This window comes from Bradyrhizobium tropiciagri, assembly GCF_001189845.1.
Lineage (GTDB): Bacteria > Pseudomonadota > Alphaproteobacteria > Rhizobiales > Xanthobacteraceae > Bradyrhizobium > Bradyrhizobium tropiciagri.
In genome coordinates, this window is the sequence record NZ_LFLZ01000012.1 from 121589 (window position 1) to 139770 (window position 18182).

At 63.3% G+C, this 18182-nt stretch carries 18 protein-coding genes and 2 pseudogenes; 16 read left to right on the forward strand and 4 right to left on the reverse strand.

Translation table 11 applies throughout. From position 1 onward, the window contains the following. The first annotated feature begins 147 nt into the window (after positions 1-147). Complete coding sequence (locus AKN84_RS45150; RefSeq protein ID WP_128970728.1) at positions 148-1080, forward strand: helix-turn-helix domain-containing protein; 933 nt, start codon at positions 148-150, stop codon at positions 1078-1080. A 484-nt stretch (positions 1081-1564) separates the two neighbouring features. On the opposite strand, the gene AKN84_RS48645 is transcribed toward AKN84_RS45150, so the two are convergent. The 3 genes from AKN84_RS48645 to AKN84_RS12930 are packed head-to-tail and all read right to left on the reverse strand — an operon-like array spanning position 1565 to position 3364. Beyond that, complete coding sequence (locus tag AKN84_RS48645) at positions 1565-1906, reverse strand: hypothetical protein (RefSeq protein ID WP_244485067.1); 342 nt, start codon at positions 1904-1906, stop codon at positions 1565-1567. Beyond that, positions 1903-2532 (reverse strand): hypothetical protein, encoded by a 630-nt coding sequence (locus tag AKN84_RS45160; protein ID WP_128970729.1) that lies wholly within the window; start codon positions 2530-2532, stop codon positions 1903-1905. Before AKN84_RS45160 ends, AKN84_RS48645 begins: the two co-directional genes overlap by 4 nt. Beyond that, positions 2522-3364 carry a metallophosphoesterase family protein gene (locus tag AKN84_RS12930; protein WP_050421082.1) on the reverse strand — a complete coding sequence of 281 codons (843 nt, stop codon included), beginning with the start codon at positions 3362-3364 and terminating at the stop codon, positions 2522-2524. The genes AKN84_RS45160 and AKN84_RS12930 overlap by 11 nt, the downstream gene beginning before the upstream one ends. A 95-nt stretch (positions 3365-3459) precedes the next feature. Between AKN84_RS12930 and AKN84_RS12935 the strand changes: the two genes are divergently transcribed. The 8 genes and pseudogenes from AKN84_RS12935 to AKN84_RS12970 all read left to right on the forward strand — a co-directional run bounded on the left by AKN84_RS12935 (position 3460) and on the right by AKN84_RS12970 (position 9921). Next, on the forward strand, positions 3460-4167 hold the full coding sequence (locus AKN84_RS12935) for a helix-turn-helix domain-containing protein (RefSeq protein ID WP_050421083.1): 708 nt from the start codon (positions 3460-3462) through the stop codon (positions 4165-4167). A 316-nt stretch (positions 4168-4483) separates the two neighbouring features. Beyond that, positions 4484-4756: pseudogene (gene thyA, locus AKN84_RS12940) on the forward strand (thymidylate synthase); the annotation flags it as partial. Beyond that, positions 4756-5241, forward strand: coding sequence for a GNAT family N-acetyltransferase (locus AKN84_RS12945; RefSeq protein ID WP_050421085.1), 486 nt, complete (start codon positions 4756-4758; stop codon positions 5239-5241). The pseudogene thyA and the gene AKN84_RS12945, both read left to right, overlap by 1 nt. Then, positions 5241-5753 carry a dihydrofolate reductase gene (locus AKN84_RS12950; RefSeq protein WP_050421086.1) on the forward strand — a complete coding sequence of 171 codons (513 nt, stop codon included), beginning with the start codon at positions 5241-5243 and terminating at the stop codon, positions 5751-5753. The genes AKN84_RS12945 and AKN84_RS12950 overlap by 1 nt, the downstream gene beginning before the upstream one ends. A 144-nt stretch (positions 5754-5897) precedes the next feature. Next, positions 5898-7039: pseudogene (gene hflK, locus AKN84_RS12955) on the forward strand (FtsH protease activity modulator HflK). Beyond that, positions 7036-7935: a protease modulator HflC gene (gene hflC / locus AKN84_RS12960; RefSeq protein ID WP_050421087.1), complete on the forward strand. Its 900-nt coding sequence runs from the start codon at positions 7036-7038 to the stop codon at positions 7933-7935. The pseudogene hflK and the gene hflC overlap by 4 nt, the downstream one beginning before the upstream one ends. An 81-nt stretch (positions 7936-8016) precedes the next feature. After that, entirely contained in the window at positions 8017-8217 is a 201-nt protein-coding gene (locus tag AKN84_RS12965) for a DUF2065 domain-containing protein (RefSeq protein WP_050421088.1), read from the forward strand. Positions 8218-8424: 207 nt separating this feature from the next. Beyond that, the gene (locus AKN84_RS12970; RefSeq protein WP_050421089.1) at positions 8425-9921 is read left to right on the forward strand and encodes a Do family serine endopeptidase; all 1497 of its coding nucleotides are present in this window, start codon (positions 8425-8427) and stop codon (positions 9919-9921) included. A gap of 142 nt (positions 9922-10063) precedes the next feature. On the opposite strand, the gene serB is transcribed toward AKN84_RS12970, so the two are convergent. Continuing rightward, positions 10064-10969: a phosphoserine phosphatase SerB gene (gene serB / locus AKN84_RS12975; RefSeq protein WP_050421090.1), complete on the reverse strand. Its 906-nt coding sequence runs from the start codon at positions 10967-10969 to the stop codon at positions 10064-10066. Between serB and miaA the strand changes: the two genes are divergently transcribed. The 7 genes from miaA to AKN84_RS13010 all read left to right on the forward strand — a co-directional run bounded on the left by miaA (position 10968) and on the right by AKN84_RS13010 (position 18101). Beyond that, positions 10968-11897, forward strand: a complete 930-nt coding sequence (gene miaA, locus AKN84_RS12980) for a tRNA (adenosine(37)-N6)-dimethylallyltransferase MiaA (RefSeq protein WP_050421091.1) — start codon at positions 10968-10970, stop codon at positions 11895-11897. The genes serB and miaA overlap by 2 nt on opposite strands. A gap of 428 nt (positions 11898-12325) precedes the next feature. Beyond that, positions 12326-14101, forward strand: a complete 1776-nt coding sequence (locus tag AKN84_RS12985) for an acetolactate synthase 3 large subunit (protein WP_050421092.1) — start codon at positions 12326-12328, stop codon at positions 14099-14101. Between the two features lie 220 nt (positions 14102-14321). Then, entirely contained in the window at positions 14322-15308 is a 987-nt protein-coding gene (locus AKN84_RS12990) for a threonine dehydratase (RefSeq protein WP_050421093.1), read from the forward strand. 21 nt (positions 15309-15329) lie between these two features. Then, positions 15330-15872 (forward strand): acetolactate synthase small subunit, encoded by a 543-nt coding sequence (gene ilvN, locus AKN84_RS12995; protein WP_016841057.1) that lies wholly within the window; start codon positions 15330-15332, stop codon positions 15870-15872. Positions 15873-15875: 3 nt separating this feature from the next. Further along, the gene (locus tag AKN84_RS13000) at positions 15876-16571 is read left to right on the forward strand and encodes a class I SAM-dependent methyltransferase (RefSeq protein ID WP_050421094.1); all 696 of its coding nucleotides are present in this window, start codon (positions 15876-15878) and stop codon (positions 16569-16571) included. Between the two features lie 38 nt (positions 16572-16609). Continuing rightward, entirely contained in the window at positions 16610-17485 is an 876-nt protein-coding gene (locus AKN84_RS13005; protein WP_050421095.1) for an EamA family transporter, read from the forward strand. A 7-nt stretch (positions 17486-17492) separates the two neighbouring features. Further along, positions 17493-18101 carry a LysE family translocator gene (locus AKN84_RS13010; RefSeq protein ID WP_050421096.1) on the forward strand — a complete coding sequence of 203 codons (609 nt, stop codon included), beginning with the start codon at positions 17493-17495 and terminating at the stop codon, positions 18099-18101. Positions 18102-18182 lie beyond the last annotated feature (81 nt).

Here is an 18182-nt window from a genome sequence, read left to right on the forward strand (position 1 = left end):
GGTTGTGTCGCCTAGAACCAAAGTCTTGTTCAAAGCCGGATCTGTTCACGCGAGGGTCCGAAGGACCACTAAAAGATCGCACTCTTCCTTGAAATTACTTATTTAGTGTAATATAATAAATCAATGTATTACATTTTTGGAGCAACAATGATCACCCCTTCCCAATGCCGGGCTGCGCGAGCTCTCCTTGGTTGGTCCCAGGAAGAACTAGAGACAGCCGCGAGAGTGTCGAAGAAGACGATTGCCGACTTTGAGCGCGATCAACGCAATCAGCAGGCGCGAACCATTGATGCAATCGAAGTAGCCCTGAACTCGGCCGGCATCATTTTCATCCCGCAGAACGGCGGCGGCGAAGGTGTACGAAAGCGAGGAGCAATGCCTCGTCTTTTTCGACGCGATGACGTTGAGCATCGCGAATGGGTCGCCTTTGCGTTCGACTACAAACAGCAACGCTTTACCGGCTTCGTGAGCTATCAGGCGTTGGTAGGCATTGCGCTGTCCAACATCGCGCCGATCGCAGCCTTTGACCGGGACGTGGCGCGAATCCTGATAGCCGCAGCCGACAAGGTGGATAAATCTGACTTCGACCCCGAGGGTCGTGTGCTCTTAACTCGCAACGATCTGCCGCCGATAGAGTTCGACCCGAATGTCGCTCGAAAGACGATCGGCAGAACGAGGCTTCATCTTATCGGACGTCGGAGGTTCACGGCGGTTACCGGCGCGGTAGTGGATCCTATCGACTATAACGGCTTTCGCGTTCGGTTCGGTGACGGTAGCACCAAGACATACCTTAAGCTCCGCGCGGGCGACGGGGATCATGACGCTTTAGATGTTAGCGCCGAGATCGTTGCGGGCTTTTTCATTGTCAGCGAGCGCAACGACTGCCCCTTCTCGGTTGGAGACCGAGTCCGACTGATCCGCGGGCAACAGAGGCCGGAGATTAGTGCTGGCGACATCGGTACCGTCTGTGAGGTCGAGGACTATCCCATTATGATGGGTCCAGCACCTCGCATCCGGGTTGGATTTGGAAGTCACATCACAGCGTGGGAAACCCCGACGCAGTTTGAGATGGCAATTTAGTCGCGAGGCTCGCAAACTCATAGTTGGGTCGAGCTACCTAGCCGCTACCGCTCAGGGGAAGCGCGTCGAATGCTGCTTGCCGTTGTAGTCGGCGATCGGAGTATCGACGCCCAGTAGGTAACCGCTCCTGCCCATGAGCGCGTCATTCACCTCAACGGACTCCGAGGAGACACGAGCACAGCTATCCAGCTCGGATTGACTCAAACTGGACTCCAAGGGAACCATTACCCCTGGGCTGAACATCAAAACCATCTTGCGGCCAGACCGAGACCAAACGGAAACGACAGATCTAGCCAGGGTCTTTAGCGGATGCGTACTACTCGGCAACGCTAGGGGCCATAAGCCACGGCCGTTGCGCGATCCTGGAGGGATCGCTCGTACAGCGCAAATTGTACAACACGACGAGTGCAGCTTGGTGATTCGAGGAAGTTGGCCCGGCCAACCCGACTCTGGCCATAACGCTTGCGCCGGGTTGCCTGGATCATCATGTTGTCTTTGCAGCTTCCTCCGCAGCCCAGGCGGCGACCTTCGCGATAAGCTTCCAAACGGATGTGTTGCGTTCATGCCGAAGAACATGTCCGTCGCGAGTCCAAGGCGGTGTTCCTGCGATTGGGTTCTGTGCTTCAGTGACACGTATCGCATAGTCGCTTACCTCCGATAGGTCACTGATGTTTGCGATATTCGCGATAGCAATCGCGCGAGCGCGCGCCTGGTCGCCGCCTGGCCAGACTTCAATTTTTACGTGTAGCATTTGAGCCTCCGAAAGAAGTGCATGCTGCGTAGATTGGTTCGCATCTTTGTTTTTTTTGCCATAACGTCTGATCAATGACTCAGCCCGCCATGGTGGCGCTCACTCTGCGAAAGCAGCTCCTCAACGGAAATCTCGAGACCATCGGGGGGCACGTCGGCGAAGCAGTCGCACTCGCGATCGTATTGCCGGCATGATAGAATCTGGCGTTCTCCTCCTATCATTCCATGCACAACGCGAACGGCGGCGGCCTTACGTTTCCACGGCGCAGGCTTGCCCTTGCCGTGCCCGGTGCAGGCGGTGATAAGCCAACCCGCGCAGGTGTAGAGCCGTCCCTCGAATCCGCAGGATTCGCAGGTCTGTGCGGATTCAACATATGCACATTCTATCGCGCGTTCGACGGCAGTCCTGGTACACCCAGATAATGCACCTTCCCAAAAGATGTTGAGAACGCCGTACCTTTGCTTGATCAGAGTTACCTTGAGTACGTTGGTTGCATTTTCCTTGAGGGCAGCTCTAATTTCGCTGCAGGCTTGCTCTATCAAATGCCTCCATCCCTCTCCGCATTCTGGCAAGCCGCGCGGCGGGTCGAATAGTTCAGGATACGCCCGAGCGATGTCGGCTCTCCAATCGTCACGCCCTCCGTTTTCCAGATTCGGGTCGATCGCCGTGCAACGTATCGGGAGCCGCGACTCATCTTTCATTCTCAATCTCGATCACCAAGTTTGGGTTGAAGTTTCCGCCTTCGACAGGATTGCAGATCACGCGAGTTCGACCGAACTGATTGTCGAAGGGGGCGTGGACATGCCCGCATATCCAGACGTCCGGCTGGATATGTTCTGCTAACGTCGGAAGGATATCCGATGCGTAGAAGGCGGGGGCCCACCAAGGAGCGATGTTTCGATAGGCATCAACGCACTGACCCAGCGGCGGGTGATGCGTTACAACGACCGTCGGACCGTCGTGCGATGCAACGAGCTCGTCAAGCAGAACCGCCTTTTCACGCGCATGCTCCGCGACCGCATCGTACGGGGTCCATGCTCCTCGTTCGGTTGTTATCGCTCCATACTCACGGGGACGACTCCTCATGTGACTAGCCAGCGCCCGAGCGCGCGCCGGCCACTCGATATCGTTTGCGCCCTCCATCCAGCGACCGGCTAGTGCCCAATCACTCCAGAGCGTCAGTCCGATGAACCGCACTTGCTCGATCTCATGAACAGGATGGTCTGCGCTCAAGATAGTGACGATCTCGCTGTGCGCTTGCGCGTTATGACGATCTGCCTCCTGGCGCATGATTCTGAGGACATCGGAAACAGTGCGTCGGTCGGTAGCGACGCTATAAACGTCGTGGTTCCCTGGAACGATGATCGCAGGTTTGCCGCGCGCAAGTTCAACGATGCTCCGAACCGCCTTCTCAGGTTGCCCTTCCCAAACGTCGCCGGCGCAGATCAACAAGTCGAAGGATTCGTTGAGGGGCGGTAGTTCCCGTAACCCACGCCGTTCGAGGTGGATGTCTGAAATCGCGAGTACGTCCATGGCGGGACTCCGGCTGGGAACAAGCTTGACGGCGTCGCGCGCAGATGAAGGATTCCCACGCGTCCTCAAGAATCAGTGTCAGTTATACTTGACGTATGGTCGCAAACTCGACGCGCGTCAAATCCTCTTACCGCAGCGAGCAGATGCCGCCTCGTACTCAACAGAAGCAATTCGACGCAAGGCAAGCTGAGGAAATCGGCGAGCGTGTTCGAGTTGTTATAGGAAATCAGACGATTACGGGCTTCGCCGAGCAGCTTGGTGTTTCTCGGCAGTGGCTTTACGACATCCTGAATGGCCGAGTGTCTCGCGAAGCTTCTGTTGCGACATTGTCAAGTATAAGCGACACTCTAGGTTATAGCCTGGAGTGGCTTGTGACGGGGAAAGGGATGCCCAATGATCAATGGCAGGAGAGGACGACGCTCGTTGGACGCATCGCGCCCCAATCGGACGCGGAGGGCAAAATTAGTTTCGCCAGAATCGAGGGCGAGTTGGCCTTAGTGCCGGTCTATCTCTTGAGCGGCTTCAAGGCCGATATTGCCCAATTGGGTGTTCTCGCAGGAGACCGCGTCGATCTTGGCCCAATAATTGGCCGCTCGGACGAAATTCTTGTGGATTTGAAAGACCATAAGCTGGTCGATAAGGGTTTATTCCTCGCGCAGGTTGGGGACAGGCTGCTTGCATGTCGAGCGATCGAAGCCCGCTCCGTGTGGCTCTTGAGTCCAACCGAACAAATAAGTTCAGAGACACTGATTGAGGACCATCGAGTTCTGGGTCGCATTCGGCTCGTATGGAAAAGGGTTTAGCATAAGCTAATACGTCGCTTCGCGGCCGCTAAGTTGTATCGGCTCCGGGATCAGCACTTTTCGGCGGCTGCTCAATTTGCCCCCTCTGAGTGATCGCAGCTATTGAATGTGGCGAAGCCTGTCGCGCACGGCCGCTCGCTCGCTACGGCGCTATGTGGGGAGCGCGCTTCGCGAGCGACCTAACAAGCAGTATCGCACACGCTCAGTAGAGTGATCTTAATGCAGCTTTGCCGAACACTGATCGGAATGGAGTACTGACGAACAATCAGCTGGAAAGGTAATAGCGATTATGGCAAATCGGTATCATATGAGAAAACCCTTCAACATCGCCTCGTACGCGCTCCTGACCATGATGGTCGCGCAGGTGACCGGGCTGAAGCCCGGCGATTTCGTCCACTCGCTCGGCGATGCGCATCTCTATTCGAACCATCTCGAGCAGGCGCGGCTGCAGCTGACGCGGCCGACGCGGCCGTTGCCGACGATGGCGATCAATCCCGACGTGAAGGATATCTTCGCGTTCCGCTACGAGGATTTCAAACTCGAAGGCTACGACCCGCATCCGCACATCAAGGCTGAAGTCGCGGTCTGATGTCGCTGACCATCCGCCGCGCGCGGCCCGATGAGGCCGGACTGGTGTTCTCGCTGGTCCGCGAGCTCGCCGACTACGAAAAGCTGTTGCACGAGGTCCATGCCAGCGAGGCCGACATCGCCGAAGCGCTGTTCGGCGAAAGCCCGCGGCTGTTCTGCGACATCGCGGAATGGAACGGCGAGCCGGCCGGCTTCGCGGTCTGGTTCGTCAACTTCTCGACCTTCGCCGGTCGTCACGGCATCTACCTCGAAGACCTCTTCGTGCGTCCGGCGCTGCGCGGCAAGGGCATCGGCAAGGCGCTGCTGGTGCATCTGGCGCAGCACTGCCTCGCCAATGGCTGGTCGCGCCTGCAATGGGCGGTGCTCGACTGGAACGCGCCGTCGATCGCATTCTACAAATCGCTGGGCGCCGAGATGATGGACGAATGGACGATCTGCCGCGTCTCCGGCGAGGCGCTGTCGGCACTCGCGGAAGGGGTGCGCTGATGGAGATCGTGCTCCTCGTTGCGGTCGCCGAGAACGGCGTGATCGGGAGCGGAAACGCAATTCCGTGGCGGCTGAAATCCGATCAGCAGCGCCTCAAGGCGATGACGCTGAACAAGCCCATCGTGATGGGCCGCAAGACGTTCGAGTCCCTGCGCCGGCCGCTGCCGGGGCGCACCAACATCGTGGTGACGCGCGATCCGAACTACCGCGCGCGCGGAGCTATCGTCACGACGTCGCTCGAAAACGCCCGCGCAATTGCGCTTGGTGACGCGCTGCGGCGTTTCGCCACTGAAATTGCAATCATCGGTGGCGCCGAGATCTACGCGCAGTGGATGGGCATCGCCGATCGCCTGGAGATTACCGAGGTCCACGCCCGGCCGGACGGCGATACGCGGTTCGAAAGCATCGATGCGAAGGAGTGGGAGGAGGTCGCGCGCTTGCGAAATCCGGCAGGTCCGGACGACAGCGTCGACTTCTCCTATGTGACATATCGTCGGCGCGGCCAACGTTAACCAATGTTTGCATTGACAATTATGGCCCGGCGCATAGCTCGTCCGCTCAGGAAGCTTGCGTTGTAAGGGCCCTGGCGGTCCCCTATAACCGGGCCGGACATTCGAGCCCGGGCGTCCCGTCCGGACTTGCCGAGGAGATGTTTGATGCCGTGGAAAAATCAAGGCGGGGGGCCATGGGGCTCGGGTCCGAAAGGACCATGGGGCACCGGTCCGCAGTCGGCCGGGCCAAGGCCGCCGGATCTTGAGGATCTGCTGCGGCGCGGCCAGGACCGGCTGCAGCAGTGGCTGCCCGGCGGGCATTTCAGCGGCATGGGCATCGCGCTGGTGCTGGTCGCAGCGCTCGCGATCTGGTTCGCAACCGGAATCTTCCGCGTCCAGTCCGAGGAGCTCGGCGTCGTTCTGCGCTTCGGCAAGTATGACCGCGACGCGCAGCCCGGCCTGCGCTATCACCTGCCATATCCGATCGAGACAGTGCTGCTGCCGAAGGCGTTGCGCGTGAACACGATCTCGATCGGCATGACCCTGATCGACGATCCCGCGCGGCGCGGCCGTTCGATGCGCGACGTGCCGGAAGAGAGCCTGATGCTGACCGGCGACGAAAACATCGTCGACGTCGACTTCACCGTGTTGTGGCGCATCAAGCCGGGCGGGGCGGGCGCCTATCTGTTCAACATCCAGAATCCCGAGGCACCGTGAAGGCGGTTGCCGAAAGCGCGATGCGCGAGGTGATCGGCCGCTCGCAGATCCAGCCGATCCTGACCGGGGCGCGCAACGTCACCGAGCAGAACGTGCAGGAGCTGATGCAGAGAACGCTCGACACCTACAATGCGGGCATCCAGATCACCCAGGTGCAGATGCAGAAGGTCGATCCGCCGGCGCAGGTGATCGACGCATTCCGCGACGTCCAGGCGGCGCGCGCCGACCTCGAGCGCAAGCAGAACGAGGCGCAGACCTACGCCAACAGCATCGTGCCGGGAGCACGCGGGCGTGCCGCGCAGATCCAGCAGGCCGCCGAGGGCTACAAGGAGCAGGCGGTTGCCGAGGCCAAGGGCCAGAGCGCGCGCTTCCTCAAGGTTTATGAAGAGTACAAGAAGGCACCCGACGTGACGCGCGAGCGCATCTATCTGGAGACCATGGAACGCGTGCTCGGCGGCTCCGAGAAGCTCGTTTTCGACGGCCAGGGCCAGAACATCGTGCCCTACCTTCCGCTCGGCGAACTGACGCCGCGGCGTCCGCCGACGGCAGCGCCGGCCACCACCGGCCAGCAGCAGGGAGCCACCCGATGAGGTCCCCTGTCACCGGCATTCTGGCCCTGATCGTTCTCTTCATCGTTCTCGCCGTCGGCTACAGCTCGGTGTTCACCGTGCAGCAGACCGAGCAGACCATCGTCCTGCGGTTCGGCGAGCCGGTCGACATCGTCACCGAGCCCGGCCTGCACTTCAAGGCGCCGTGGAATTCGGTGATCAATGTCGACAAGCGCATCCTCGATCTGGAGAACCCGTCGCAGGAAGTGATCGCTTCCGACCAGAAGCGGCTCGTGGTCGATGCCTTCGCGCGCTACCGCATCAAGAATGCGCTGCGCTACTACACCAGCGTCGGATCGATCCAGGCTGCCAATTTGCAGCTGACCACGCTGCTGAACGCGGCATTGCGCCGCGTGCTCGGCGAGGTCAACTTCATCACGGTGGTGCGTGACGATCGCGAGAAGCTGATGTCGCGGATTCGCGAGCAGCTCGACAAGGAGGCCGACGGCTACGGCATCGAGGTCGTCGACGTCCGGATCCGCCGTGCCGACCTGCCGGAGCAGAACAGCCAGGCGGTCTACAACCGGATGAAGACCGAACGCGAGCGCGAGGCGGCCGAGTTCCGTGCGCAGGGCGACCAGAAGGCGCTGGAGATCCGCTCCAAAGCCGATCGCGAAGCGACCGTGATCGTCGCCGAGGCGAACTCGCTCGCCGATCAGACCCGCGGTGCAGGCGATGCCGAGCGTAACCGCCTGTTCGCCGAGGCCTATGGCAAGGACAAGGACTTCTTCGCGTTCTACCGCTCGATGACGGCCTATGAGAACGGCCTCAAGTCCAGCGACACGCGTTTCCTGTTGCGGCCGGACTCGGAATTCTTCAGATACTTCGGCAGTGCCAGCGGCAAGCCGGCTGAGGCGGCGGCTGCGCCGAAACAGTAAATTCACGACATGGCGGCGGCGCGGACAACGCGCCGCCGTCACTTGAAGAACAACAATCATCGAGCGGGAGGTTGCCATCCGATGAGGTCAATAGCGTTCGGCGACTTCCTCATCGGTCTGGGAATCCTGTTCGTGCTCGAAGGCATCCTGTTCGCGGCAAGCCCCGCCTGGATGCGCCGGGCGATGAAGAGCGCGCTGGCGACGCCCGACAACATCCTGCGCATCGTCGGCATCGGTTCGGCGGTCGCGGGGCTTGTTCTGATCTGGGCAGTGCGCCGCTGAGCCTTGCCTGTTCCATCGCGCAGATCGCGCCGGACTGAACACAATCGTGAGCCTTCCCCAGCCGGTTTTTCGCCGAAATGCCCGGGTGAGATGCTTGCGCCAAATGCCCGTTCGGGCGCACTCTCTGACCACGGGCGCACACCTGCGACCACGGGCGCACACTGCGACTAAGCTAATTTGAACCCGTTTGCCTGGAGAAATTCCGACATGATCGCTGCCAGACCAGCCCTGAGCCGTCGCCTCCGCATGATGGGGGCCGCGATCTCGATCGGTGCTGCGAGCATGCTGAGCTCCGTGCCGGCGTTCGCGCGCGGTCCCGAGGGCATCGCCGACATCGCCGAGAAGGTGATCGACGCCGTCGTCAACATCTCGACCTCGCAGACGATCGAGGCCAAGGACCGGACGATGCCGCAGCTGCCGCCGGGCTCGCCGTTCGAGGAATTCTTCGACGACTTCTTCAAGAACCGCCGCGGGCCGGGCGGCAAGGGTGGTGAGAAGGGCGGCGAGTTCCAGCCGCGCAAGACCAACTCGCTTGGCTCGGGCTTTATCGTCGACACCGCGGGTATCGTCGTCACCAACAACCACGTCATCGCCGACGCCGATGAGATCAACGTCATCCTCAACGACGGCACCAAGATCAAGGCCGAGGTGGTTGGGGTCGACAAGAAGACCGACCTCGCGGTCCTGAAGTTCAAGCCGCCGAAGCCGCTCACCGCCGTCAAGTTCGGCGACAGCGACAAGATCCGCCTCGGCGACTGGGTGGTCGCGATCGGCAACCCGTTCAGCCTCGGCGGTACGGTGACGGCGGGCATCGTCTCGGCCAAGAACCGCGACATCAGCCAGGGCCCGTATGACAGCTACATCCAGACCGACGCCGCCATCAATCGCGGCAATTCCGGCGGTCCGCTGTTCAACCTCGAGGGCGAGGTGATCGGCGTCAACACGCTGATCATTTCCCCGACCGGCGGCTCGATCGGCCTCGGCTTCGCGGTGCCGTCGAAGACGGTGGCCGGCGTCGTCGACCAGTTGCAGAAGTTCGGCGAGCTGCGCCGCGGCTGGCTCGGCGTGCGCATCCAGCAGGTCACCGACGAGATCGCCGACAGCCTCAACATCAAGCCGGCGCGCGGTGCGCTGGTTGCAGGTGTCGACGACAAGGGCCCGGCCAAGCCGGCCGGCATCGAGCCGGGCGATGTCGTCGTCAAGTTCGACGGCAAGGACGTCAAGGACCCCAAGGATCTGTCGCGCATCGTCGCTGACACCGCGGTCGGCAAGGAAGTCGACGTCGTCATCATCCGCAAGGGCAATGAGGAGACCCGCAAGGTCACGCTCGGCCGGCTCGAGGACAATGACAAGGTTCAGCAGGCCAACGCCAAGCCCAAGGACGACACCGCCGAGAAGCCGGTGACCCAGAAGGCGCTCGGCCTCGACCTCGCGGCGCTGAGCAAGGATCTGCGCACCAAGTACAAGATCAAGGACAGCGTGAAGGGCGTCGTCGTCACCGGCGTCGACAACGCCTCCGATGCGGCCGAGAAGCGGCTGTCGGCCGGCGACGTCATCGTCGAGGTGGCGCAGGAGGCGGTGTCCAGCGCCGCCGACATCAAGAAGCGCGTCGACCAGCTGAAGAAGGACGGCAAGAAGTCCGTGCTGCTGCTGGTCTCCAACGGCGACGGCGAACTGCGCTTTGTGGCGCTCGGCGTGCAGTGACGTGCAGTGAAGTGTCGTCCCGGCGAAAGCCGGGACCCATACGCCGCGGCCGTTCTTGTTGAGGAAGTGGTCGACGGCTTTTTGTAAGCAACCGGCATCGGTGGTTATGGGTCCCGGCCTTTCGCCGGGACGACGCCCAGGGTCACCCCTCGACAAACTCGTCCCGGCGATAGCCCTGCGCATAAAGCAGCGCGGTGAGATCGCCGTGATCGATCCGGACCGCAGCCGCGGCCGCGACCGCCGGCTTGGCGTGATAGGCGACACCGAGGCCCGCGGCCTGGATCATGCCGAGATCGTTGGCGCCGTCGCCCACCACCAGCGTATCGATATCGTCGAGGTCGAAGGATTCGGTCAGCTCGATCAGGGTGGCGAGCTTGGTGGCGCGGCCGAGGATCGGCTCGATCACTTCGCCGGTCAGCTTGCCGTTCTCGACCTGCAACTGGTTGGCGCGGTTCTCCTGGAAGCCGACCTTCTCCGCGACCACCTTGGTGAACAGGGTGAATCCGCCCGAGATCAGGCAGGTATAGGCGCCCTGCGCACGCATGGTCATGACCAGCTCGCGGCCGCCCGGCGTCAGCGTGATGCGCTTGTCGAGCACCACGTCGACGATGCTGACCGGCAGGCCCTTGAGCAGCGCCACGCGCTCGCGCAGCGCCGACTCGAACTCGATCTCGCCGCGCATCGCGCGCTCGGTGATATCAGCGACATGGGCCTTCAGCCCGGCGAAGTCGGCGAGCTCGTCGATGCACTCCTGGCCGATCATGGTCGAATCCATGTCGGCCAGAAAAAGCTTCTTGCGCCGGCCGATCCGAGGCTGCACGACGATGTCGATCGGCAGGTCGCCGCAGGCCCGGCGCAGGCGCTGTTCGAACGCCTTGATGTCGTCCCTGCTGGCGTCCTGGCGTTCAAAGGGAATGTCGACGGCGACCTCGTTGAACAGCCACTGCGCCGGGCCGGGTGAGGGCAGCACGGCCCGCGCACCGTCGACGATGGTGGAATCGAGCGCGGGGCTTGCAGGATTGCAGATCAGCGTGGCAACGAGGGACATGCAGGCGCATTCGGGATTGTTGGACAAGGCAGTGCTTATCGCAGGGCCGACCGCCAGCGGCAAGTCGGCCCTGGCGCTTGCGCTTGCGCAGCGGACCGGCGGGGTCGTGATCAACACCGATTCCATGCAGGTCTATCGCGACCTCCGGATCATCACCGCGCGGCCAACGACCGGAGAGGAGGCGCAGGTTCCGCACCGGCTCTACGGCCATGTCGACGCCGGCGTGAATTTCTCCGCCGGCGCCTGGGTGACTGACGCGGCGAGGGTGCTCGGCGAGGCGCGCGCGCAGGGACAGTTGCCGATCTTCATCGGCGGCTCGGGCCTCTATTTCAAGGCGCTGACGCGCGGCCTCTCGGCGGTGCCGCCGATCCCCCCTGATGTGCGCGACGCTGTGCGCGCAAGGCTGGAGCAGCACGGCGTCGAGGCGCTGCATGCCGAACTGGCGCAGCGCGATCCGGTGTCGGCCGAACGGCTGAAGCCGCGCGACCGCACCCGCATCGCGCGGGCGCTCGAGGTCGTCGAGGCCACCGGCCGCCCGCTGCCGGACTGGCATCGCGACGGCCTGCCGCCGCTGCTGCCGCAGGGCGAATTCGACGCGCTGTTTCTCGCGCCTGACCGGGAAAAGCTCTATGCGCGGATCGACGACCGGTTCGGCGCGATGCTCGATGCCGGCGCCCTCGACGAGGTTGCGGCGCTGGCAACGCGCCGGCTCGATCCGCTGCTGCCGGCGATGAAGGCCCATGGCGTGCCGGCGCTGATGGCGCACCTGAAGGGCGAAATCAGCCGGGAGGAGGCCGCCGAGATCGGCCGCGCCGACACCCGCCATTACGCCAAGCGCCAGTTCACCTGGTTTCGCCATCAGCTGCCGGAATTCGAATGGGTCGAGCCGGAGGCGGCGACGGCGTGGCTGGAGAGCCGGGTCGCGTAGCCCGGATGGAGCGTAGCGCAATCCGGGGACTTCCCCGGAGATGACACTGGTCCCGGATTTCGCTCCGCTTCATCCGGGCTACGGCTTACCGCCCGTCAGCCATGCGCGGTCGCCGGCGTAAAAACACTCGCCGAACGAGCGGAACCCCGGTAGAGTACGTAAATCGCGAAAGTGCTTGCCTTGCCTTGACATTCGGGCTTTGGCCGCTATGTTCGCGCAACCTTTGGGAAGACTGGGTCGTATCGTGCGCAACATTATTACCAAGCTGCTTATCGCCGTCGTACCCAGGCACACCGCCGGGGATGGCTAGCTGCCATCCAAATTCGGGCGGTGTGCATGGGGCCTCTGGGGCCCCTTTTTATTGCCCGAAGCCGAACTGACGAGAACTGACAAAAGCCGCGCAAAAACAAGCGCATCCGGAGCGAACCATGACCGACAAGAGCCACGATCCCAATCAGATGACCGGCGCCGCGATGATCGTGCGCGCGCTCATCGATCACGGCGTGCAGCATGTCTTCGGCTATCCCGGCGGTGCGGTGCTTCCGATCTACGACGAGATTTTCCAGCAGAGCGAGGTCGAGCACATTCTGGTCCGCCACGAGCAGGGCGCCGGCCATGCCGCGGAAGGCTATGCCCGCTCGACCGGCAAGCCCGGCGTGGTGCTGGTGACCTCGGGCCCGGGCGCCACCAACATGGTGACGCCGCTGACCGACGCGCTGATGGATTCGATCCCGCTGGTCTGCATCACCGGCCAGGTGCCGACCCACCTGATCGGCAACGACGCTTTCCAGGAATGCGACACCGTCGGCATCACGCGGCCCGCCACCAAGCACAACTGGCTGGTGCGCGACGTCAACGACCTCGCCAGGGTGCTACACGAGGCCTTCTATGTCGCCACCACCGGCCGGCCCGGCCCGGTCGTGGTCGACGTGCCGAAGGACGTGCAGTTCGCCACCGGCACCTATCATCCGCCGCGCAAGTCGGACGTGCACATCTCCTACACGCCGCGCGTGAAGGGCGACGCGACCCAGATCCGCAAGGCGGTCGCGCTGCTCGCCAACGCAAAGCGTCCGGTGATCTATTCCGGCGGCGGCGTGATCAATTCCGGGCCCGAGGCCTCGCAGCTGCTGCGTCAGCTGGTGGAGGCGACCGGCTTCCCGATCACCTCGACCCTGATGGGGCTGGGCGCCTATCCCGCGTCGGGTCCGAACTGGCTCGGCATGCTCGGCATGCACGGCACCTACGAGGCCAACATGACGATGCATGATTGCGACGTCATGCTGTGCGTCGGCGCGCGCTTCGACGACCGTATCACCGGCCGCACCGACGCGTTCTCGCCGGGCTCGAAGAAGATCCACATCGACATCGACCCGTCCTCGATCAACAAGAACATCCGCGTCGACGTGCCGATCATCGGCGACTGCGGCAACGTGCTCGGCGACCTCCTGCAGGTGTTCAAGGCGGAGGCGAAGAAGCCCGACATCAAGGCGTGGTGGCAGCAGATCGCGCAATGGCGCGCGCGCAACTCGCTGTCCTACCGTAAGAACAACGATATCATCCTGCCGCAATACGCGATCCAGCGCCTGTTCGAGCTGACCCGCGGCAAGGACACCTACATCACGACCGAAGTCGGTCAGCACCAGATGTGGGCGGCGCAGTTCTACGGCTTCGAGGAGCCGCACCGCTGGATGACGTCGGGCGGTCTCGGCACCATGGGCTACGGTCTGCCGGCCGCGGTCGGCGTGCAGGTGGCGCATCCGGACAGCCTGGTGATCGACATCGCCGGCGACGCCTCGGTGCAGATGACGATCCAGGAGATGTCGACGGCGGTTCAGTTCGAGCTGCCGATCAAGATCTTCATCCTGAACAACCAGTACATGGGCATGGTGCGGCAGTGGCAGCAACTGCTGCACGGCAACCGCCTGTCGCATTCGTACTCCGAGGCGCTGCCGGACTTCGTCAAGCTCGCCGACGCCTATGGCTGCGTCGGCCTGCAGGCGACCAAGCCGTCCGATCTCGACGGCGCGATCAAGGAGATGATTGCGATCAAGCGCCCGGTGCTGTTCGACTGCCGCGTCGCCGCGCTGGAGAACTGCTTCCCGATGATCCCGTCGGGCAAGGCGCACAACGAGATGCTGCTGCCGGAAGAGGCGACCGATGAGGCCACCGCGAAGGCCTTCTCCGGTGGCAAGGCGCTGGTGTGATGATGTCGAGTTCGCGGCAGGCACTCTCTCTTCACCTCGCCCCGCTTGCGGGGAGAGGTCGGATTGCGCGCAAGCGCAATCCGGGTGAGGGGGGGTCTCCGCGAATCCAACTCTCACCGTGTCCGCGGAGATTCCCCCTCACCCCAACCCTCTCAGAGCGAGCGAAGCTCGTCTCGGCCCCGCAAGCGGGGCGAGGGAGCAGACCGCAAGCGGGGCTACCATGTTCGACTTGAACGAACTCGAGCGCGCGCACAGGATCGTCGGCACCGCGGTGCCGGCGACGCCGGCGTATGCCTGGCCGTTGCTGGCCGAGCGGCTCGGCACCGAGGTCGTGGTCAAGCATGAGAACCACACGCCGACCGGCGCCTTCAAGGTGCGCGGCGGCCTGGTCTATCTCGAACGGCTGAAGCGCGAGCGGCCCGATGTCCCCGGCATCATCTCGGCGACGCGCGGCAATCACGGCCAGAGCCTGGCGTTTGCCGCGGGCCGTCACGGGGTGCCGGCGGTGATCTACGTGCCGCGCGGCAACTCGGTCGAGAAGAACCGGGCCATGCACGCGTTCGGCGCCGAGCTTGTCGAGCACGGCGAGGACTTTCAAGCCGCGCGCGAAGAGGCGGAGCGCCGCGCCCAGTTCGCCGGCCTGCACATGGTGCCGTCGTTCCACACCGACCTGGTGCTGGGTGTTGCGACCTATGCGCTCGAGCTGTTTCGCTCGGCGCCAAACCTCGACATTCTCTATGTGCCGATCGGACAGGGCTCCGGCATCTCCGGCTGCATCATGGCGCGCGACCTGCTCGGGCTGAAGACCGAGATCGTCGGCGTGCAGTCGACCGAGGCGCCGTCCTACGCGCTGTCGTTCGCGGCCGGGAAGATCGTGACCACCGAGACCAGCAACACGCTCGCCGACGGCATGGCGACGCGGATTCCGGATGCGGACGCGTTCGCGCTGATCCGTAAGGGCGCGTCCCGCATCGTGCAGGTCACCGACGATGAAGTCGGCCAGGCGATCCGCGCCTACTGGACCGACACCCACAATCTCGCCGAGGGCGCGGGTGCCGCGGCGCTCGCAGCCGCGCTGCAGGAAAAGACCAGGCTCGCCGGCAAGCGCGTCGGCCTGATCCTGAGCGGCGGCAATATCGATTTCGATCTGTTCCGGACCTGGATCGGGACGGATGCAGCGCCGGCCGCCCAGCGGGCGGTGGCGTGAATAGTATGTAAGGGGACGACCATGAACCAGCCCGCATCCGCCTACTTCCTCGAAGAGCGTCACGATCCCAACGAGACGCACACCCTGTCCGTGCTCGTGCAGAACGAGCCCGGCGTGCTCGCGCGCGTGATCGGCCTGTTCTCCGGCCGCGGCTACAACATCGAAAGTCTCACCGTCTCGGAGACCGAGAGCCAGAAACATCTCTCGCGGATCACGATCGTCACCACGGGTACGCCGATGGTGATTCAGCAGATCAAGCATCAGCTCGACCGCATGATCCCGGTCTACCGCGTCGTCGACATGACGCTGACCGGCAGCTCGATCGAGCGCGAGCTCGCGATGGTCAAGGTGCGGGGCGGCGGCGATCACCGCGTCGAGGCGCTGCGGCTCGCGGATGCGTTCCGCGCCCGGGTGATCGATGCCACGACCGAGAGCTTCGTATTCGAGATCACGGGCAATTCGTCCAAGATCAGTCAGTTCATCGACCTGATGCGCCCCTTGGGCCTGGTCGAGGTGTCACGAACCGGGGTGGCCGCGATCACGCGTGGGCCGGAAGGGATGTGAGTCATGTTGGCGCGCGACTGGTACTACACGCAACGGCGGCAGGTCGGTCTCGATACCGCGGTTGCCTCGATCTATGACGTCAGCGAGGACAGCGATGTCCGTGCCCGCCAGGCGCTGACCATGCTCGGCGTCAAGCCGGGCTGGCGGATCGCCGATATCGGCTGCGGCAACGGCGTGCTCGCGACCGAGGCGGCGCTGATGGGCGCCGAGGTCGACGCCATCGACATCTCGCCGGCGATGATCGGGCTTGCCGAAATCTACGCGCGCGACCGCAAGGCGAAGATCCGGACCCAGCCGGCCGGGCTGTTGTCCTTTGCCTATCAGCCGAATTCCTACGATCTCATCGTCAGCGAATTCACGCTGCATCATTTGCCGGACTTCTGGAAGGCAGTGGCGCTGTCGCGGATCTTCAACGCGCTGAAGCCCGGCGCGAATTTCTATCTGCGCGACATGGTGTTCGTCAGCATGCCCGACGGCGTCGATCGCGATGTCGAGGGCTGGGCTGATTTCTCGATCAAGAACCACGGCTTCGAGCGCGAAAGCGTGATGACCCATATGCGCGACGAATACTCGACCTTCGGCTGGGTGATGGAGCGCATGCTGACCGAGACCGGCTTCACGATGGTCGCCGCCGACTACCATGCGCCGCTGCACGGCACCTATCTGCTGCGCAAACCGAAGCCGGACGAACAGATCTAGACAACGCCACAGCCAGAACGAAACCAAAGAAGAAAACAATGAAGCCGGCCGATGTTGGCATCGCCGTCATGGTTGCGGTGATCTGGGGGCTTGCGTTCGTCGCAAGCCGGATCGCGCTCAATGAGTTCTCGCCGGAGCTCATGACGACGCTGCGCTTCGCCATCGCCGCGTTGCCCTGCCTGTTCCTGCGCAAGCCCGATGTCCCCTGGCCGCGATTGATCGCGATCAGCTCCACGCTGTTCCTCGGCCAGTTCCTCGCGCAGGCCTTCGCGATCGCGCATGGCGTCCCGGTCGGGCTTTCCAGCGTGGTGGTGCAGAGCCAGGCGCTGTTCACCATCGCGTTCGCGGCGATCGCCTTCGGCGAGATGCCGACGCGGCCACAGGTGATCGGCGTCGCGATCGCCGCGCTCGGCCTGTTGATGATCTGCGGCACGGTCGGCTATGACTTCAGCGTCGCCGCCTTTGCCATTCTGATGATCTGCCCGATCAGCTTTGCGATCGGCAATCTCCTGCTGCGGCAGGCGCACGCCGCGCCGATGTTCGACCTGTTCGCCTGGCTGTGCCTGTCGGCCGCGGTGCCGCTGGCGGTGCTGACCCTGATCAGCAACGGGCCGCAGCCGACCTGGCAGGCGCTGAGCCACATGTCGCTGACCGGCCTTGCTTGCGTGCTCTGCCTCGGCGGCATCTCGACCAGCATCGCCTACTGGCTGTGGGGCCGGCTGCTCCGGGATTACCCGGCGGCGCAGGTGGTGCCGTTCGCGCTGCTGGTGCCGTTCGTCGGCTCCGCCGCCTCCAGCATCGTGTTCGGCGAGACATTCGGGCCGCTGCGGCTCGCCGGCATGGTCACGGTGATCGGCGGCATTGCCGTGATGCTGCTGTCGAAGCGTCCAAAAGCTCTGCCGAAAGTCGCGTGAGGGCACCATGTCGAACTCGCTGCTGTTCGCCTTTGTCGTGTTTGCCGTCGTGATGTTCTTCACCCCGGGCCCCAACAACATCATGCTGCTGTCGTCGGGGCTGACCTACGGCTTCCGCCGCACGGTGCCCCACATCGCCGGCATCACGGTCGGTTTCGCCTTCATGGTCGGCGCGGTCGGCGTCGGGCTCGGGGCCGTGTTCATCGCCTATCCGGTGCTGCAGACGATCCTGAAATATGGCGGCGTCGCCTACCTGGTGTATCTCGCGGCGGTCATCGCCATGGCCGAGCCGCCCTCGGCCGACAAGGACGACAGGCCCGGCCGCGGCCCGATGACCTTCTGGGGCGCGGCCATGTTCCAATGGATCAACGCCAAGGGCTGGGTGATGGTGATCGGCACCATCACGGCCTATGCGGCGATTGCCGCCTTCCCCTGGAACATCGCGATCCAGGTCGGCCTCAGCCTGATCCTGGGGACGATGTCCTGCATCGTCTGGGCGCTGTTCGGCACCGCGCTGCGGCCGGTCCTGACCTCGCCCCGGGCGATCCGAGCCTTCAACGTGGTGATGGCCATCCTGCTGCTGGCCTCGCTCTACCCGGTCTTCATGGACGCATGATGCCGCACCGCGCCATGCGAGATGGGGGTTTCCCCTGAGGGGGAAAATGCTCTAGACAACGCCGGAAATTCGCGGGCGCCC

Bases quoted from the DNA above. Each gene is read 5' to 3' on its own strand.
- AKN84_RS45150 (WP_128970728.1), top strand. From the start codon at position 148: ATGATCACCCCTTCCCAATGCCGGGCTGCGCGAGCTCTCCTTGGTTGG.
- AKN84_RS45160 (WP_128970729.1), bottom strand. From the start codon at position 2,532: ATGAAAGATGAGTCGCGGCTCCCGATACGTTGCACGGCGATCGACCCG.
- AKN84_RS12930 (WP_050421082.1), bottom strand. From the start codon at position 3,364: ATGGACGTACTCGCGATTTCAGACATCCACCTCGAACGGCGTGGGTTA.
- AKN84_RS12935 (WP_050421083.1), top strand. From the start codon at position 3,460: ATGGTCGCAAACTCGACGCGCGTCAAATCCTCTTACCGCAGCGAGCAG.
- AKN84_RS12945 (WP_050421085.1), top strand. From the start codon at position 4,756: ATGTCGCTGACCATCCGCCGCGCGCGGCCCGATGAGGCCGGACTGGTG.
- AKN84_RS12950 (WP_050421086.1), top strand. From the start codon at position 5,241: ATGGAGATCGTGCTCCTCGTTGCGGTCGCCGAGAACGGCGTGATCGGG.
- hflC (WP_050421087.1), top strand. From the start codon at position 7,036: ATGAGGTCCCCTGTCACCGGCATTCTGGCCCTGATCGTTCTCTTCATC.
- AKN84_RS12965 (WP_050421088.1), top strand. From the start codon at position 8,017: ATGAGGTCAATAGCGTTCGGCGACTTCCTCATCGGTCTGGGAATCCTG.
- AKN84_RS12970 (WP_050421089.1), top strand. From the start codon at position 8,425: ATGATCGCTGCCAGACCAGCCCTGAGCCGTCGCCTCCGCATGATGGGG.
- miaA (WP_050421091.1), top strand. From the start codon at position 10,968: ATGCAGGCGCATTCGGGATTGTTGGACAAGGCAGTGCTTATCGCAGGG.
- serB (WP_050421090.1), bottom strand. From the start codon at position 10,969: ATGTCCCTCGTTGCCACGCTGATCTGCAATCCTGCAAGCCCCGCGCTC.
- AKN84_RS12985 (WP_050421092.1), top strand. From the start codon at position 12,326: ATGACCGACAAGAGCCACGATCCCAATCAGATGACCGGCGCCGCGATG.
- AKN84_RS12990 (WP_050421093.1), top strand. From the start codon at position 14,322: ATGTTCGACTTGAACGAACTCGAGCGCGCGCACAGGATCGTCGGCACC.
- ilvN (WP_016841057.1), top strand. From the start codon at position 15,330: ATGAACCAGCCCGCATCCGCCTACTTCCTCGAAGAGCGTCACGATCCC.
- AKN84_RS13000 (WP_050421094.1), top strand. From the start codon at position 15,876: ATGTTGGCGCGCGACTGGTACTACACGCAACGGCGGCAGGTCGGTCTC.
- AKN84_RS13005 (WP_050421095.1), top strand. From the start codon at position 16,610: ATGAAGCCGGCCGATGTTGGCATCGCCGTCATGGTTGCGGTGATCTGG.
- AKN84_RS13010 (WP_050421096.1), top strand. From the start codon at position 17,493: ATGTCGAACTCGCTGCTGTTCGCCTTTGTCGTGTTTGCCGTCGTGATG.